This is a genomic window from Ruminococcus sp., from assembly GCF_017549005.1.
Lineage (GTDB): Bacteria > Bacillota > Clostridia > Oscillospirales > Ruminococcaceae > Ruminococcus.
In genome coordinates, this window is the sequence record NZ_JAFYYT010000003.1 from 19,460 (window position 1) to 37,983 (window position 18,524).

The following is an 18,524-nucleotide window of genomic DNA, read 5'->3' on the forward strand; positions in this document are numbered from 1 at the left end:
TTTATACCTTATCAAGGAGATGTTGTAAAAAATGAAGAAGTTTTTGAAGGAATTCAAAGAATTCGCACTCAAAGGCAACGTAATGGACATGGCTATCGGTGTTATCATCGGTGCTGCATTCGGAAGTATCGTAAGTGCGCTTACAGATAACTTCATCACTCCTCTTATCGCTGTTATCACAGGCGGCGTACAGAAGGACGAAAACGGCGTAATGCAGCTCGTAGGCGGCAAGTTCACAGTAAGAGGCGTTGACTTCAACTATGGTGCATTCCTGTCGGCAGTACTTAATTTCCTCATTATCGCAATTATCCTTTTCTGCTTGCTCAAGGCTATCAACAAGGCAATGAGCATAGGCAAGAAGAAGGAAGAGGAAAAGCCTGCAGAGCCACCGAAGGAAGAGGTGCTTCTCACAGAGATCAGAGACCTCCTCAAGGAGCAGAACAAGAAGTAAGACGAAAAGCCATAAAGGACCGGTCCTTTGTGGCTTTTTTAGTTGTTAGCGAGCAGAACTAAGAGTTAAGCAGTATCGCGGCTGCGAACGCACGGATATTGAAAAAGGACGCACAACTGTGCGTCCTTTACTATTTAATGCTCGCTTTTTACTTGATATCAGCGTGATGTGCCTGGAGTGACTTGACGCCGAGATGAGTATTGTGCTTGATAGCCTTTATACCCTCTGCGCTTGCCTTTGCAGCAGCCATAGTTGTCATGTAAGGAACTCTGTGCTTGATAGCAGCCTTACGGATATAGCTGTCGTCGTGAGCACTGGTCTTGCCTGCGGGAGTATTGATTATCATCTGTATCTCGCCGTTTGCGATCTGGTCGGCGATATTCGGACGTCCCTCGTAGATCTTGAAGATCTTGTCGCAGGGGATACCTGCCTCCTTTATCATCTCATAGCTCTTGCCTGTAGCGATGATGTGGAAACCGAGTTCGTGGAAAGATCTGGCGATATCAACAAGCTCGGGCTTGTCTCTGTCGCATACGCTGAGGAGAACTGTTCCCTCGAGAGGAAGCTTGTTCTTTGTAGCCTCCTGAGCCTTGTAGTAAGCTTCTCCGAATGAAGGCGATATACCGAGAACTTCTCCTGTTGAACGCATTTCCGGTCCAAGGAGAGGATCTACCTCCTGGAACATATTGAATGGGAATACAGCTTCCTTTACGCCGTAGTGACCGATCTGCTTGTCGCGGAGTTCGGGAACGGGTGAAGGTCTGCCTGTAATTGAAGATGTGATGATGTCGGTAGCTATCTTTACCATGTTGATATCGCATACCTTCGATACCAGCGGAACTGTTCTTGAAGCACGGGGATTAGCCTCGAGCACGTATACTGTATCGCCCTCGATAGCGTACTGCATATTCATAAGTCCGCATACGTTCATTTCTACAGCTATCTTCTTTGTGTACTCCTTGATAGTAGCCACCTGCTTTTCTGTCAGGTTCTTGGAAGGAAGTATACAAGCGGAGTCGCCCGAGTGTACGCCTGCCAGCTCGATATGCTCCATAACACATGGAACGAAGCAGTGTGTACCGTCGGAAATAGCGTCAGCCTCGCACTCTGTAGCGTGGTTGAGGAAGCGGTCGATAAGGATAGGTCTGTCAGGAGTTACACCAACAGCAGCGTTCATGTAGACTCTCATCATCTCGTCGTCGTGAACTACTTCCATGCCGCGTCCGCCGAGAACGTATGAAGGACGAACCATTACAGGATAGCCTATCTTGTTTGCGATAGCGATAGCCTCGTCTGCGTTTACAGCCATGCCTGCCTCAGGCATCGGTATACCGAGCTTGTCCATCATAGCGCGGAAGTGGTCACGGTCCTCTGCGAGGTCGATAGTCTCGGGAGTTGTACCGAGGATATTTACGCCGTACTTCTTGAGGTCGTTTGCGAGGTTGAGAGGAGTCTGTCCGCCGAACTGAGCGATAACGCCCACGGGCTTCTCCTTTTCGTGTATAGCAAGTACATCTTCAAGAGTAAGGGGCTCGAAATAGAGCTTGTCAGATGTATCATAGTCGGTTGAAACTGTCTCGGGGTTGCAGTTAACGATTATCGACTCGAAGCCCAGCTTCTTGAGGGCAAGTGCAGCGTGAACGCAGCAGTAGTCGAACTCGATACCCTGACCTATTCTGTTTGGACCGCCGCCGAGTATCATTATCTTGGGCTTTTCTGTGCTTACAGGGCTCTTGTCCTCGTCGAGGTGATATGTGGAGTAGTAGTAAGCAGCGTCCTTAGTACCGCTTACGTGAACGCCCTCCCATGCTTCCTTTATACCGAAGCCGATACGTGCGTTTCTTATCTCTTCCTCTGTAACTTCGAGGAGAGAGCTGAGGTAGCGGTCGCTGAAGCCGTCAAGCTTAGCCTGTCTGAGAACATTCTCGGCAGGAACTGCGCCCTTGTTTGCGAGGAGAGCTTCTTCCTCGTCAACAAGCTCCTTCATCTGCTCAATGAAGTACTTCTTTATCTTTGTGAGCTCATAGAGCTCGTCAATTGTAGCGCCCTTGCGGAGAGCCTCATACATAACGAACTGTCTCTCGCTTGTTGGGAAACGGAGCTGTGAAAGGAGCTCTTCCTTTGTCAGCTTGTTGAAGTTCTTGGCAAAGCCGAGACCGTATCTTCCTGTCTCCAGTGAACGGATAGCCTTCTGGAAAGCTTCCTTGTAGGTCTTGCCGATGCTCATTACTTCACCGACAGCTCTCATCTGAGTGCCCAGCTTGTCCTCAGCGCCCTTGAACTTCTCAAATGCCCAGCGTGCGAACTTGATAACGATATAATCGCCGTCGGGAACGTACTTGTCAAGAGTGCCGTACTTGCCGCACTCGATGTCCTTGAGTGTAAGACCGCAGGCGAGCATAGCCGATACGAGAGCAATCGGGAAGCCTGTAGCCTTTGAAGCGAGAGCGGAAGAACGTGAGGTTCTCGGATTGATCTCGATAACAACGATACGTCCTGTCTCGGGATCACGTGCGAACTGGCAGTTGCAGCCGCCGATGACCTCGATGGAATCGATGATCCTGTATGACATCTCCTGGAGTTCCTTCTGAACGTCCTCGGGGATAGTGAGCATAGGTGCGGAGCAGAAGGAATCGCCTGTATGTACGCCGATAGGGTCGATGTTCTCGATGAAGCAGACGGTGATCTTGTTGTTCTCTGCGTCACGGACTACCTCGAGCTCAAGCTCTTCCCAGCCGAAGATACATTCTTCAACGAGTACCTGACCTACGAGAGAAGCCTGGAGACCTCTTGCACAAACGACCTTCAGTTCATCTACATTGTATACCATACCGCCGCCTGCGCCGCCCATGGTGTAGGCAGGACGGAGAACTACAGGATATTTCAGCTTTTCAGCGATCTTAACAGCCTCGTCCACAGAGTAAGCTACTTCGCTCTTCGGCATACCGATACCGAGAGCCTTCATAGCGTTCTTGAATTCGATACGGTCCTCGCCGCGCTCGATAGCGTCTACCTGAACGCCGATGACCTGAACGCCGTACTGCTTGAGTACGCCTGCCTTGTCAAGCTCCGAGCAGAGGTTGAGACCCGACTGACCGCCGAGATTGGGGAGGAGAGCGTCAGGACGTTCTTTTTCGATTATCTGTGTAAGTCTTTCGAGGTTGAGGGGCTCGATGTAAGTAATATCAGCAACATCGGGATCTGTCATGATAGTGGCGGGGTTTGAGTTTACGAGAACTATCTCGTATCCGAGCTTCCTGAGAGCTTTACAAGCCTGAGTACCCGAATAGTCGAACTCGCAGGCCTGTCCGATGATGATAGGACCCGAACCGATTATCATGATCTTGTTAATATCCTGTCTTTTTGGCATATTATTCTCCTGACCCGTACACTGAAAAATGCACGTTGATATATTTGCCATGAAACGTCATGGCGCAACTTCTTACCTTATATAATAACATAAATCGGTGCAAATTGCAATATAGAAAAAATCTTTTACGACCAGTACAATTTTAGGGAATATGCAAAAACACGGCTGTTGAAGCCTGTGAAATTGGTTCAGCCATTTTGCAGACCGTTAGCCCGCAGCCGTTAGCGCCTGTGTTTTTAGCCATAAAAAGGGACTGCCGAAGCAGTCCCTTTTCCTTATCCTTTACACCTTGCAAGCATTGCAAGAGTAAGGGAAATATTCTCATTGTGCACCGCAACGCCCTTTGGAGCATTGAGATGTACTGCGGCAAAGTTGAGGATAAACTTTATCCCTGCCTTTGCCATTCTGTCGCAGACCTCCTGTGCAGCCGCTTCGGGAACGGTAATGATACCGATGCGTATATCGCCGCTTCTGCAAAAGCTTTCCAGCTCGTCGATATGGCGGACGGGCTTGCCGTTGATAGTGCTGCCCACACGTTCCCTGTTGCAGTCGAAACCGCAGACTATATCGAAGCCGTAAGCCTCGAAGCCGTTATACTCCAGCATAGCCCTGCCGAAGTTGCCCATACCTGCGACAACTACGCCGTCGCGGTTCTCGAAGCCGAGAAATCTGCCTATATCGCTCATGAGCTCAGAGGTGACATAGCCGACCTTTGGTCTGCCGCCATTGCTCACGGAAGCGAGGTCCTTCCGCACCTGTACATCGTTGAGCCCGAGGGCTTCCGCAATAGCTGTAGCGGAGATATTGCCCTTTTTGCGTTCCTCCGGCAGCGATCTCAGGTAGTTGAAGTACACAGGCAGCCGCGCAAGCGTCTGAGAGGTAATATTTTTGTCCATAGCGTACCTCCGTTCAGAGGACTTACTTTTTCTGCATATATTCGTCCATAGCAGCGGCAGCCTTCTTGCCTGCGCCCATAGCGAGGATAACAGTAGCAGCGCCCGTTACGGCGTCGCCGCCTGCGTAAACGCCCTCCTTTGAGGTAAGGCCGTCCTCGTTTGCGATGATTCCGCCCCATTTCTGAGTATCGAGACCTGATGTTGTGGACTTGATGAGCGGATTGGGCGAAGTACCGATAGACATGATGACGCAGTCAGCTTCGATGTCTATGAAAGCGCCCTCTATCGGAACAGGCTTTGCTCTGCCTGAAGCGTCGGGCTCCGAGAGCTCCATCTGCTGACAGTGTATGCTCTTTACCCAGCCGTCGTCGGTAGCCTGTATCTCAACAGGATTTGTGAGGAACTTGAATATAATGCCCTCTTCCTTTGCGTGCTCGACTTCCTCTGCTCTTGCAGGGAGCTCCGCCTCAGTACGTCTGTAAACGATATATACCTCTGCGCCAAGTCTCTTTGCACAGCGTGCTGCGTCCATAGCAACGTTTCCGCCGCCTACGATAACAGCCTTGCTGCCTGCCTTGATAGGAGTAGCGCTGCCCTCTTTATAGGCTTTCATGAGGTTGATACGTGTAAGGAACTCGTTAGCGGAGTAAACTCCGTTGAGGTTCTCGCCGGGGATATTCATGAATCTCGGGAGACCTGCGCCCGAACCGATGAATACGGTCTCGAAGCCCTCTTCCTTCATGAGCTCGTCAATGGAAATGGTCTTGCCGACTACTGTGTTTGTCTCCACATTAACGCCGAGAGCTTTAAGTCCGCCTATCTCCTTCTGAACGATGGATTTCGGAAGTCTGAACTCTGGGATACCGTATGAGAGAACTCCTCCTGCAACGTGGAGAGCTTCAAATATAGTAACGTCGTAGCCCTTCTTTGCAAGGTCGCCTGCACAGGCAAGACCCGAAGGACCCGAGCCGATAACAGCAGCCTTATGACCGTTCTTTGCAGGTATTTCGGGAGCAGCCTCGGGCTGTGCGTTATGCCAGTCGGCAACGAAGCGCTCCAGTCTTCCGATAGCAACAGGCTCGCCCTTGATACCTCTTACGCACTTGCTCTCGCACTGTGTCTCCTGAGGACATACTCTGCCGCATACAGCAGGGAGAGAGCTTGACTTTGTGATTATCTTATAAGCCTCTGCGAAGTTTCCCTCAGCCACCTGAGCGATGAAAGCAGGAATGTCTATCTGAACGGGACATCCTGATGTGCAGGGCTTGTTCTTGCAGTTGAGACAGCGTTTAGCCTCGTCAATAGCCTGTTCTTCGGTATAGCCGAGTGCGACCTCGCTGAAGTTCTTGTTTCTTACGTCGGGAGCCTGTACAGGCATCTCGTTTCTTTTAGCTGACATATTCGGCATATTACTTTACCTCCTTGAACAGATTGCAGGCTTCTTCATAGGCGTGGCGCTCGAAAGGCTTGTACATAGCGCCTCTTGCCATAGCCTGATCGAAGTCTATAAGGTGTCCGTCGAACTCGGGACCGTCAACGCAGGCGAATTTTGTCTCTCCGCCTACTGTAAGGCGGCAGCCGCCGCACATTCCCGTTCCGTCTATCATTATCGGGTTCATGGAAGCAACAGTGGGTACGCTGTACTCCTTTGTCAGCTTACAGACGAACTTCATCATTATGAGAGGACCGATAGTGATGACCCTGTCATACTTCTCGCCGCTGTCGATGAGCTTCTTGAGGGCGTCGGTAACGAGACCCTTTTCACCGGCAGAGCCGTCATCGCTCATGAGAACGAACTTGGAGCTTGCGTCCTTGAACTCGTCCTCGAGGATAACGAGGTCCTTTGTTCTGAATCCTACTATGGAGTGTACCTCAACACCGAGGGCATGGAGCTTCTTTGCAACAGGATAAGCGATAGCGCAGCCGACTCCGCCGCCGACAACTGCCACCTTTTTGAGACCCTCCGTCTCTGTGGCTCTGCCGAGAGGTCCTACGAAGTCCTGCAAGCAGTCTCCCTCGTTCATATGATTGAGCTTTTCGGTTGTAGCGCCGACTATCTGGAAAATGATAGTAACAGAGCCGCTCTCACGGTCAAAATCTGCGATAGTGAGCGGTATACGCTCGCCGTCAGCGTCAGTTCTCAGTATTATGAACTGTCCCGGCTCAGCCTTTCTTGCTACTTTGGGAGCGTTTATACGCATAAGGGTAACAGTGGGATTGAGACTTCTTTTTTCAAGAATTTCAAACATTGTCCATACCTTCCTTGCCATAGATTTGCAATGCAGGAGCTTCATGTCCGTCGCCGTTGACTTCATATGATACAGGCATTGCATTGATATATTCAATATTATATCACAAAAACCCGATGTTGCACAAATATAACAGGGGAATATCGATATTCCGATATCGATATCCGTGTTACGAAACAGACAATCCATAAGCAGAAAAGCCATAAAGAAGCTGCTGCTTCTTTATGGCTTTTCTAAGTGAACAGATAATAGCGCTCAGTGAGCAGCTATCATATCACCTTGCGGCGATATAGTTAAATAAGCTGTAAAAAATATACATCTGCTATTCAATATCGGAATATACACATATGTTATCACATATGAAAACTTACTTGTATTCGGCAAAGGCGCTCTCGTTCCTTACTTCGTAAAGACGGTTCACGAGCTTCAGTTCATTGTCCGAGAGCTTATGTCCCGAGGCGTATATGAGCATATCCTTGAAGTTATTGTCGGGGAAAGCGCACTTGCGCTGCACAAGACCGTATTTTCCGCAGAGACTTGCAGGCATGGGAGAGTCCAGCATGAAAGCCTGAGGCACAGTCAGCAGGAAGTCGAGAGCGCTTCCGCGGTCGTACATACAAACCTTTCTCACGGGCACGTCCGCAGGACGGTTTGAGGCATAGAGCTTCTCAACGGCTCCCGAAACATAGGGAACAGCGTCGTCGCCCTGTCCGAGCTCCGTATAGCTGCACGAAAGGTCGGAATAGGTTATGGTCTCGGCATTTGCGGCAGGGTGCTCTGAGGACATTACCGCCAGCATCTCGAACTCCCACAGGAGCTTGCTGTCCAGATTCTTTTCAGCAAGGAAGTCGGTGAAATACTTCTCATGAGCGGCATTGAAGCGGATAACTCCGAAATCGTAGCCGTTTTCACGGACATTTTCGATAGTTCTGAGAGAATTGGTCTCGCAGAAGAATATCTCCATATCCTCGGGAGCGTTCAGACCTGCGATGTACTCCGAGAAAGCCTTGGAAATATAGCCAGTTCTTGGCACGGATATGCGGAGACGGCTGTTTTTCGGCTTGTCAGGTGAGTGTATCGCCTCCATATTGTCTATCTGAATGAGTATCTGCTTGGCATAATCGAGGAATTTGAGACCCTGATCCGTAGGGATAACGCCCTTTGAAGTACGTCTGAAAATAGTGATACCGAGGGTATTTTCCAGTTCCTTTATAGCCTTGCTCAGATTGGGCTGAGCCATGTAGAGATTTTCGGCAGCCTGTGTTATAGAGCGTGTTTTTTCGATCTCAACAGCATATTTGAAGTGAAGTGTGTTCATGGTCCAGTCCTCCTTGTGTCAACGTCGTCTGTCGGGAGTTCCGCCGTTGTTATGTGGCGGAGTGTCTACTCGGCGTACCTCGAGATGTCTTGTTCTGGGCTTTTCTGCCGCAGGCTCGGGAGCTTTTGCAGCAGGTGCTTCCGCAGGCTTTGCCTCTGCTGCTTTCGGAGCTTCGGGAGCTGCGCTTCTTTCGGTCACCTTTGTTGGCAGGCAGGGATTTCCCGAAGCTATGCAGTCAGAGGGGATATCCTTTGTCACAACGCTGCCCGTGGTTATCACAACGTTATCGCCTATAGTTACTCCTGCCGCAACGGTCACATTGCTGCCGAAGCAGACATTGCTGCCCACCTTTATAGGCTTTGCGTATTCCACGCCCGTGTTCCTCACGACTGCTTCAAGAGGGCGTTCAGCCGTACAGAAGCAGCAGTTGGGACCGACATAAACGTTGTCCCCGAAGGTTATTTCTCCGTTGTCTATCATTACGCAGTTGACGTCTGCGTGGAAGTTGTTTCCGATAACGATATTGTAGCCGTAATTGCAGAGAAATCCTGCTTCCACGGAAACATCGTCGCCTTTAAGCGCAACTATCCTGTCGATGACTCTTTCTTTCTTCTGAAAGTCGTTGTATTCAAGATTATTGAACTCTCCGCAGAGCTTTCTTGCCTTGACTCTGTCTGTGAAGAGCTCTCTGTCGCTTGCGTCGTAGAGCTCTCCTGCCTGCTGTTTTTCCTTTTCGGTCATTTTAAACCCTCCTTGATTTTGATATGGTATATTTTTATTATCCTTATAAACCGCTGATCCATGTTATAAGATATGGGACCCATAAAACGAATGTAAAGGCAGCTATAAAAAAGGTATTGAAAAAATACTGACGTATATCTTCCTTGTTATAGCAGAAAAGTTTCATTGAATAATAGCGTTCGGGAGCATCCGGATCAATGAATAATTCTATATCGCCTTCATCTCTGTACATATTCATGTGATCTGTCAGACGATAAGTGACATCATTATAGGAGTAGGTAAAAATAGGCTTGACAAACGGTGGTTTGGTTGCATATATTGACTTGACATCGTTGTTTACGGTGTTTCCCGTATGCGTTGCCCCAACATTGACGGTACAGGTCTTTTTCCTGTCTGATATTGCTCTGGCTTCGGTAAAAAGGAATATTCCTCTGCCTGCGGTCACAGCTGCCAGAGCAATATCAAAGCACTTCACAAATGTATCGGTATATTCTCTGTCGAAAGTGTCGCTGTTTTGATATTTAATGAAACCCACAGCTATAAATATCAGAAATGCTCCGACAAAAAAGAAACGCAGATTATTATAGAAAGTGCTTTCATGCTTTCTGATGTCCTTGTGCACTACTTCTGTACGTGCGAGGTCCTCTGCTTCATCTTCTGCCTCCTGTATGCTGCCTGAGGGCAGAATGACTGTAGTTCTTCTAAGTGTGGGGGGCGTCTTAGCTTTATTTATGCCGTAAAGAAAACATACGCCGCCAAGCATGAAAAACACGGCAAAAGGATATATAAACAGAGTTATACACGTTGCGATGAACATTATTAAAAAAACTTTGTCCGGAATATTTATGCCGAATCCTTTTTTTGTATAAACAGGCTCATTTGCTCCGGATATGCTGACCTTTTCCGCCAAAGGAAGTATATTGAGTTTCCTCATTATTTATCAGCGCTTGCTTCCCTTTGAGCCGAAGCTGCCTCCCATAGAGAGAATATTGGTATCAAAGGTATAGCTTATCTTCTCGCCCTGTCTGTACCGCTTGAGAGCAAGCTGTATAAGTCTCTCGAGAAGCTCGGGGTACTTGACGCCCTTTGGCTCCCAGAGGTAGAATGCGAGAGAGCCGGGGATAGTGTTTATCTCGTTGATATAGACCTTGTCTGTGGCCATATCTATCATGAAGTCGATACGTGTAACGCCGTTGAGGCCGAGATAGCGGAATGCGTCAATGGCAGTCCTTCTGATGAACTCGTCCTGCTCGGGAGTTATCTCGGCAGGTATCTTTCTCTTGAGGGTAGCCATGCCCTTGCTGCCGCCCTTGCCGCCGCCTACGTACTTCTGGTCGTAACTGAGGATATCGTCGCCGCTTGCCTGTACGGGCTCCTCGCATACGGAAGCCTCTGCGGACTCGCTGTCGCCCACAACTGAGCAGTTTATCTCCTTCAGCTGTACAACGCAGGGCTCGATGAGGATACGGTCAGCGAACTCGAAAGCTTCTTCGATAGACTTTATAAGGCTGTCTCTGTCCTTGCCCTTTGAGATACCTACGCTGGAGCCGAGGTTTATGGGCTTTACAATGACGGGATAGCCGAACTTCTTCTCGACTTCCTCCACCATTCTGTCCATTTCGTTTATCTCGTATGAGGAGAAGCGGCAGCAGTCAAGCACAGGGAAACCTGCGTCCTTGAGGAGTATCTTCATTACGAACTTATCCATGCCTATAGCCGAAGCCAGTACGTCGCAGCCCACATAGGGCAGGTCGAGAGTCTGTAAATAGCCCTGCAGAGCGCCGTCCTCAACATTTGTGCCGTGAACGATAGGGAATGCAACGTCGATGTCGGAGATGACATTGGAGCCGAACATCTTCTTTTTCAGGCTCTGAAGCTGTACCTTGCCCTCTGTACTGCGGACAAATACGCACTCTGTTGATTCACTGAGCAGAGCAGGAATGTCCTTGAAGCTGTTGATATCCAGCATTTTTTCGCTTGTGAAAAATTCGCTCTTTTTGGTCATATAAACGGGGATAATGTTGTATTTTTCCTTGTTGATGCTTGCCATAGCCTGAACTGCCGAGATGACTGATACCTCGTGCTCGACGCTTCTTCCGCCGAAAAGAACTGCCAGATTTATCTTCATTGTAATTACTCCTTTTGTTTGAGCCCTTAGCCCTTAGCTTGTAGTGGAGCCCGCCCTCGGGCTCCCGTTGGTTATATAAGGTGTTTCGCGGGACGCCGAGGGCGGCGTCCCCTACAGTGTGTCATTCATAATTTATCCGCGCAGGCGGACACAATAGTTACGCATTTATCAATAGTTATCGGGCAGATCGTTTTCAAGAAGAACTATCTTCTTCCTGTCTGTCTGATATGCGTTTACGTGGGCGAGAGCCTCGTTGAGACTGTCCGCAACGAAAACGTTGTCCATATCGTAGCCTGCGTCCTTGATACCGTTGTATATGGGAACTGTCTGGTTTTTGCCGACGAGCACTATATGGTCGCAGGCCTTTGCAGCCTCCTGACCGAACTCGAAATTGAGCTCTTTCTGTTTTTCGCCAAGTTCTACCATACCGGGTGTAACAAGTATGCGGCAGGCGTCGAAAAGTCCGAGAACGCTGAGAGCTGCACGGCAGCCGTTTGGATTTGAGTTGTATGCGTCGTCTATAAATGTCATATTGCCGCCCTTGTCAAGGAGCTGCAGTCTGTGGGGAACTGCGGCGATACGCTTGACGGGGAGGGTAAGCTTGTCAAGAGCTATTCCCGTACCGTGAGCATAAGCGATAGCCCCGAGGACGTTCTGTACATTGTGCTCGCCGAGGAGCTTCATTGAAAAGCGCTGTGTCTCGCCGCCGGGAGCTGTTACCGTGAACTCCGTGCCTCTGTCGGAAACGGAAATATCAGTTGCGCGGTAGTGGTTGCCCTCCTGAAGTCCGTAAAGCACCGCATTCGGGTACTCGTGAGCTTTCTTTCGTATAAGCTCGTTGTCGCCGTTGAGGTATATCTTGCCGCCCTTAGCCTTTACATGGTCGGCAAGCTCGAACTTGGTATTGACCACATTCTCGATAGATCCGAAGGTCTCCAGATGCTGAGGACCTACCGATGTTATGATACCGTCGTGGGGGTCTGCAATGCCGCAGAGCTCCTTTATCTCATGGACACGTCTCGCGCCCATTTCGCAGATGAAGTACTCGTGTGTGGGTTTCAGGTCGCGGCGTATGGTTATGGTAACTCCCATAGGCGTATTGAAGCTCTCGGGAGTTTTCAGCGTGTTGTACTGAGAATTGAGAAGCTCGTCAAGGTAGAACTTCATGCTGGTCTTGCCGTAGCTTCCCGTTATACCCACCTTATGAAGCGTGGGGCACTCGGAAAGTATGCGCTTTGCGTCGTTGATGTACCAGTTCTGTACCGCCTTTTCCACGGGTTTGTTGATAAGGTTGGAAAGTGGGACGAGAATGGGTGTGAGGTACAGTGCAGAGCCTGCGAAAATATACGGCAGAGCATTTATGAACCAGCGTGTTTCCTCGTAGCCGCCGCTGACAGTGTCTACCTGTACTAACGTCTTTCCGTTGATAATTGCAAGCACATAGAATACCGCAGCGAGTATGCCGAAGGTTATCATCATGCGCTTCATACGGGCTGTATAGACAAGCGGTTTCTTGAACTTCCTGCCGGGCTTGTTGAGAAGAGCGATAACTGCATTGAAAAAGCAGAGCGCTATCAGCAGAGCAATGGCAGGACCGTCATGGTTTTGAAGAGGAATGAGCAGGAACTGCGCTATGAACAGCACCGCAGGCAGTATATACCGCTTTCTGTTCTTTTTCATCCAGCGTGAATGCTCGGGAGTCTTGTAGCCGTTGAGCTGGAGCATATGGAACTCCCTCAGCCCGAGAAAGACCGTCGCCGTCAGCGCAATGACCGCATATATTATCCATAAAACCAAATTCATACTTAATCTCCTTAAAGAGTTATTAGTGATTAGTGGTTAGTGATTAGTTTAGGTGTTCGCTTTGCTCATTGATTAAAAACTAATCACTTATTTTCATAAAGCTGCACATTACGCGGTTAAAGGTGAACTGCTGCTCCAGGAAGGAATAATGTCCTGCGTTTTCAAGCTTTACAAGGCCTGCGTCGGGGATGAGCTTCTCCATTTTCTCACCGTCGGAGAGAGGTGTTGCAGTATCGTTCACGCCCCATACAAGCAGGGTAGGAGCCTTGATATTAGGCAGATACGGCTCCAGATCCTCGTTTACCACTTTTACCATGACCTGTCTCATCATAGGCGAAGCCGCGGCGTAGTCCGCACTTCCCATTTTCTTGCGGAAGTTCTCCAGTGCGTCGGGGAAGAGCTTTTTTACTATGCCCCACGAAAGGACGGTCTTGCCGATTTTGTAGTAGCGTGTGCGCCATGTTTTCTTGTTGGACTTTGGCGGCATTATGCCTGCGCTGTCCACGAGAATGACCTTTGTCACCCTGAATGGCAGGTCGTTGCGGCTGTGCATTTTTATGATGACACGTCCGCCGAAGCTGTGTCCCAGGAACATGACCTCTTTTGTATCGTAGTCCTTGAGGAAGTCGATGACGAACTGCACATAGGAGCTGACGTTCCATACTTCCTTAGGCTCGTCGCTCTTGCCGAAGCCGGGCATATCCATAGCTACGACCTTGTACTTCTTGGAGAGGAGCTCCATCATATTGGCGAAAAGGGTGATATTGCTGCCCCAGCCGTGGAGCAGGACGATAAGGTCGCCCTCGCCCTTTTCCTCGTAGTTTATCTTCAAACCGTTTACTGTTTTTACCAACTCAATTATCTCCGCATATTTATTTTGTGTTATATATCATATACGGCATACAGCCGCAAATATACATATATAATTCATTATATCACTTACGGAATTTATTGTCAACAAAAAAATCGGACGGCAATTGCCGTCCGAAAGATGTTATTTTTCGACAGTTTTCTGATAAAGCTCCCAGAGGTCGATAGTTTCGGTCTTGTCGCGGTAGTGGATAGTGAGTGTAGTGCCTTCTTTTACGTCATTTGTGCCCCACGAGTACTGATTCGGGTACTTGCCGCGGTCGTCAAAGGGGAGCTTTACAACGGGGTATATCCAGATATGATAGTGGCTTGTTACGTCTTCTACGCCCTCGTCATTGACGATATATTTATGTTTTGTGTCTGTGCGCTCGTTGGTGCAGCTGCAATCGCCCTCAAATTCAAAATCTATCATGTGTTCCGTCTTAACCTTTACGCCTTCGGGGATAGGATAGAAATTATCGTTGAATTCGGAACGATACTCCGTGAGATATTGACCGTCTTCGTCGGTTTTTTCACTTTTGACGCAGTATGATTTTAATTCATATGCTTTAACGGTATAATGTAGCTTATCCGATTTTATAGGTATAACTCCCACGAACAGGAAAACAAAAGCAGCAGCAAGCACCGCCAATGTTCCGAAAAATATGGCAAACGCCCTGAGCGTGATGCGCTTTTTAGCTTTTTTCAGCGGTTTTACGTCCTTGTCGGGGACTTTTATATCATCTTCCTTTTTGTTCATGCTCTCATAGACGGCATTGCACTCCTCGCACTCATGGAGGTGCTTTTCTATCTCCTCGTTGCTGTCCTGAGAGGTAAGTTTGTCGCAATACAGCGGCAAAAGGTCTCTTATTATGTTGCATTTCATAAGATCACTCCATTCCTTGCAGTTGAGAGTGTAGAGTTAAGGTGTCTGCTTCGCAGACTAATTTAAATTTTATCGCCGAAAGGCGATACATCAACTCTCAACTTAGCGGGCGGCTGAACGCCGCCCCTACATTAGTTTCTGCTTTGCGCGGTAGTAGGTCACTCGCGCCCAGTTTTCGGTCTTTCCGAATATCTCCCCTATCTCGCGGAAGCTCAGCTCCTGTGTGGCCCGGAGAAGCACTATCTCCTTCTCGGTCTCGGGCAGGGAGTGGATCCTTTTCAGCAGCCGCAGCCTGCTGTCGGAGCTTTCCGCCTCCTCATCGGGACGGGGAGAAGTGTCCTCGACGAGCTCGCTTATCTCCTCGCCTGTGTGTTTTCTGCGCTTGCGGAGCTCCTCAAGCCATGCCTTCCGCGCAATGCTGCACAGCCACGTATATACGGAGCTTTCTCCCTTGAACCTGTTCACAGACCGCAGAGCGCGGTAAAAGGTCTCCTGAGTGAGCTCCTCGGCGGTATCGGCGTTTCCGCACAGGGTCATAAGGTACAGGAACACCTTTCTGCCGTTTTCCTTGTAATACTGCTCCATATCTGACGACACGACACCGCCTCCTTTCCGAACGTTCACTTATTAGTTGCAGAACTACACGTTTCGTTACAAAATTACAGAAAAAAATTTCAAATTGACATTGCAGTTCTTTCGTGATATACTTGATAAGTACTTAAAAATACCGAATATACGCTATTATATCATAATTTTTCAGCTATTTCAACGCATTTTGACACCAAACGAAAATATTCGCTTTACAATTATATTAAAGAATGGTATAATTAAAAGATGGCGGCGGTTTCGGATCGGTATCCGCTGCATAATTACTTCTGTTATTGAGGTGCATAATGGCAAACAAGTATTCACTCGGCATAGATGTAGGCTCGACCACCGTAAAAACGGTCATTACCGACACTGACGGAGAGATACTCTATTCAAAGTATCAGCGCCACCTTTCAAAGGTAAAGGAGACCGTCACAGACCAGCTCAAAATAATACAGGCGGACTATCCCGATGAGGAGTTCGCGGTCTGCATAACAGGCTCGGCAGGTCTCGGACTTGCCAATTCCGCAGGCATACCCTTTGTACAGGAAGTACACGCGGCATTCCTTGCTGTAAAGCAGAAGCAGCCCGACGCTGACGCGGTCATAGAGCTGGGCGGCGAGGACGCCAAGATAATATTCCTCACAGGCGGCGTGGAACAGCGTATGAACGGCACCTGTGCAGGCGGTACGGGAGCTTTCATAGACCAGATGGCAACACTTCTCGGTATCACAGCCGACGAGCTTGACGAGCTGTCGCTCCATGCACAGAAGATATACCCAATAGCTTCACGCTGCGGAGTTTTTGCAAAATCCGATATACAGCCCCTTCTCAATCAGGGCGCAAGACGCGAGGACGTTGCCGCAAGTATCTTCCAGGCTGTAGTTGACCAGACAGTTTCGGGACTTGCACAGGGACGTACTATCGAGGGAAAGGTGCTTTTCCTCGGCGGACCTCTTTTCTTCCTGAGCGGATTGAAAAAGGCTTTCGTAAAGACTCTCGGACTTGACGAGAAACACGCGGTATTTCCGCAGGAAGCTTCTGTATTCGTGGCATACGGCTGTGCAATATATGCGGCTGCTGCCGAGGACGCTTTCACAATTGAGGATATAATCGAGAAGATACAGAACGCAAGGACTTCCGACAATATCGTTACGGGCGACCCTCTTTTCTGCTCACAGGCTGAATACGAGGGCTTCATAGACCGCCACAGGAAGTTCGACCTGAAATATGCGGATATACATACATACAAGGGCGACGCGTACCTCGGAATAGACGCAGGCTCCACAACCACGAAGCTTGTGCTCATCACTGAGGACGGCCGTATGCTCTACAATCACTATTCCTCAAATCAGGGTCAGCCCCTTGACAAGATAGCCGACCAGCTGAAGCGTATCTACGCCGAAATGAACCCTGACATCACCATAAAGGGCTCGGCGGTAACCGGCTACGGCGAGGACCTCATAAAAGCCGGACTTTCCGTTGACCACGGCATAGTCGAAACAGTTGCCCACTTCAAGGCAGCGGCTTACTTCTGCCCTGACGTTGATTTCATCATAGACATCGGCGGACAGGACATAAAATGTTTCAAGATAAAGAACAAGAGCATAGACAGTATCATGCTGAACGAAGCCTGTTCATCGGGCTGCGGCTCTTTCATACAGACCTTTGCGATGGCTCTCGGCTACGATATAGCGGAGTTCTCGCGGCTCGGACTTTTCGCGGAGCACCCTGTCGATCTCGGCTCACGCTGCACCGTGTTCATGAACAGCTCGGTAAAGCAGGCTCAGAAGGACGGAGCTACAGTTGAGGATATTTCCGCAGGACTTTCCTCGTCTATCATCAAGAACGCCATTTATAAAGTCATACGTGCAAATTCTCCCGACGACCTGGGCAAGAATATCGTAGTACAGGGCGGAACCTTCCTCAATGACGCGGTACTCCGCTCATTTGAGAAGGAGCTTGGCAGAAATGTTATCCGTCCTGCCATATCGGGACTTATGGGAGCCTTCGGCTGCGCCCTCTACGCAAAGGAGAGAGCAGACGGCGAGCTTTCAAAGCTCATTTCCGCAGAGGAACTGGAAAACTTCACATACACCTCCCGTTCCGCAAACTGCGGCGGCTGTACGGCTCACTGTCAGCTGAACATCATCAGCTTCGGACAGGGCAGGCGCTTCATATCGGGCAACCGCTGCGAAAAGGGAAGCGGCTCCGCAAACAAGAACACAGTCCCCAATCTCTACGAGTTCAAATACGACAGCATACTCAATACTGTGAAGACCCACCAGCCCAGGCGTTACCGCGGCACTGTGGGACTTCCCCTTGCTCTCGGCTTCTATGAGCAGCTGCCGTTCTGGCATATGCTGTTCACGACGCTGGGCTTCAGAACGGTCATTTCCGACGAGAGCTCCCGTGATATGTACTATCTCGGACAGCATACGATCCCCTCGGATACGGTATGCTACCCTGCAAAGCTCACCCACGGACACATCGAGAACCTCCTCGACAAGGGCGTTGATTTCATATTCTACCCCTGCATGAGCTACAACCTCGACGAGGGCGGAAGCGACAACCACTTCAACTGCCCTGTGGTCGCCTACTATCCCGAGCTTCTCAAAGCCAACAATCCGCGTCTTAATGACGACAACTTCATACACCCCTACCTTGACCTCAACATCAGGAAAAACGTCATAAAGGTACTGGGACAGGCTCTGAAAAAGTACAATGTCAAGGGAAAGATACCTGCGGCTGTGGACAAGGCTTACGAAGCCCTTGAGACCTACCATAACAGCGTTACGCGCAAGGCTATGGAGATAATCAGCCAGGCAAGAGCCGAGGGACGAAAGATAATCGTTATCGCAGGCCGTCCCTATCACATCGACAAGGAGATAAACCACGGCATACACAAGCTGGTATCGAGCCTCGGAATGGCTGTCATAACCGAAGACAGCATAGCAGGACTTGCGGATACTCCCAAGCTCGGAGTCCTCAACCAGTGGACATATCATTCCCGTCTCTACCGCGCTGCGAAGTACGTCACAACTCAGCCCGATATGCAGCTCATACAGCTTGTATCGTTCGGCTGCGGAATCGACGCCGTAACGGGCGACGAGGTGAGACATATACTGGAGAGTCGCGGAAAGCTCTATACACAGCTGAAAATAGACGAGATAAACAACCTCGGAGCCGCAAGGATAAGACTGAGGAGCCTTGTTGCGGCTATGGAACAGAAATAAATACGGAGG

14 protein-coding genes are annotated in these 18,524 nt (G+C 49.4%); 2 read left to right on the forward strand and 12 right to left on the reverse strand.

The window, feature by feature from the left end; translation table 11 throughout:
- Nucleotides 1-31: 31 nt before the first annotated feature.
- The gene (mscL, locus tag IKW96_RS01470) at nt 32-451 is read left to right on the forward strand and encodes a large-conductance mechanosensitive channel protein MscL (protein ID WP_296569526.1); all 420 of its coding nucleotides are present in this window, start codon (nt 32-34) and stop codon (nt 449-451) included.
- A 148-nt stretch (nt 452-599) separates the two neighbouring features.
- Here mscL and carB read toward each other — a convergent pair whose 3' ends face one another.
- The 12 genes from carB to IKW96_RS01530 all read right to left on the reverse strand — a co-directional run bounded on the left by carB (nt 600) and on the right by IKW96_RS01530 (nt 15,288).
- Entirely contained in the window at nt 600-3,821 is a 3,222-nt protein-coding gene (gene carB, locus IKW96_RS01475; protein ID WP_296569528.1) for a carbamoyl-phosphate synthase large subunit, read from the reverse strand.
- A gap of 275 nt (nt 3,822-4,096) precedes the next feature.
- Entirely contained in the window at nt 4,097-4,717 is a 621-nt protein-coding gene (locus IKW96_RS01480) for a redox-sensing transcriptional repressor Rex (protein WP_296569530.1), read from the reverse strand.
- Between the two features lie 22 nt (nt 4,718-4,739).
- Nucleotides 4,740-6,125 carry an NADPH-dependent glutamate synthase gene (gltA, locus tag IKW96_RS01485; protein WP_296569532.1) on the reverse strand — a complete coding sequence of 462 codons (1,386 nt, stop codon included), beginning with the start codon at nt 6,123-6,125 and terminating at the stop codon, nt 4,740-4,742.
- Between the two features lies 1 nt (nt 6,126).
- A complete protein-coding gene (locus IKW96_RS01490; RefSeq protein WP_296569534.1) occupies nt 6,127-6,966 on the reverse strand; it encodes a sulfide/dihydroorotate dehydrogenase-like FAD/NAD-binding protein in 840 nt (279 codons plus the stop codon).
- 367 nt (nt 6,967-7,333) lie between these two features.
- Nucleotides 7,334-8,284: a LysR family transcriptional regulator gene (locus IKW96_RS01495; RefSeq protein WP_296569536.1), complete on the reverse strand. Its 951-nt coding sequence runs from the start codon at nt 8,282-8,284 to the stop codon at nt 7,334-7,336.
- An 18-nt stretch (nt 8,285-8,302) separates the two neighbouring features.
- On the reverse strand, nt 8,303-9,025 hold the full coding sequence (locus IKW96_RS01500; RefSeq protein ID WP_296569538.1) for a sugar O-acetyltransferase: 723 nt from the start codon (nt 9,023-9,025) through the stop codon (nt 8,303-8,305).
- A gap of 43 nt (nt 9,026-9,068) precedes the next feature.
- Complete coding sequence (locus tag IKW96_RS01505) at nt 9,069-9,788, reverse strand: hypothetical protein (protein WP_296569540.1); 720 nt, start codon at nt 9,786-9,788, stop codon at nt 9,069-9,071.
- A 177-nt stretch (nt 9,789-9,965) separates the two neighbouring features.
- A complete protein-coding gene (locus tag IKW96_RS01510) occupies nt 9,966-11,153 on the reverse strand; it encodes a D-alanine--D-alanine ligase family protein (RefSeq protein WP_296569543.1) in 1,188 nt (395 codons plus the stop codon).
- Between the two features lie 168 nt (nt 11,154-11,321).
- Nucleotides 11,322-12,956, reverse strand: a complete 1,635-nt coding sequence (locus tag IKW96_RS01515; protein ID WP_296569546.1) for a UDP-N-acetylmuramoyl-tripeptide--D-alanyl-D-alanine ligase — start codon at nt 12,954-12,956, stop codon at nt 11,322-11,324.
- 79 nt (nt 12,957-13,035) lie between these two features.
- A complete protein-coding gene (locus IKW96_RS01520) occupies nt 13,036-13,809 on the reverse strand; it encodes an alpha/beta hydrolase (RefSeq protein ID WP_296569549.1) in 774 nt (257 codons plus the stop codon).
- A gap of 141 nt (nt 13,810-13,950) precedes the next feature.
- Nucleotides 13,951-14,691, reverse strand: a complete 741-nt coding sequence (locus IKW96_RS01525) for a zf-HC2 domain-containing protein (RefSeq protein WP_296569551.1) — start codon at nt 14,689-14,691, stop codon at nt 13,951-13,953.
- A gap of 126 nt (nt 14,692-14,817) precedes the next feature.
- Entirely contained in the window at nt 14,818-15,288 is a 471-nt protein-coding gene (locus IKW96_RS01530) for a sigma-70 family RNA polymerase sigma factor (RefSeq protein WP_296569555.1), read from the reverse strand.
- Between the two features lie 296 nt (nt 15,289-15,584).
- On the opposite strand from IKW96_RS01530, the gene IKW96_RS01535 reads away from it, so the two are divergent.
- Nucleotides 15,585-18,515: an acyl-CoA dehydratase activase gene (locus IKW96_RS01535; protein WP_296569558.1), complete on the forward strand. Its 2,931-nt coding sequence runs from the start codon at nt 15,585-15,587 to the stop codon at nt 18,513-18,515.
- Nucleotides 18,516-18,524: the final 9 nt, after the last annotated feature.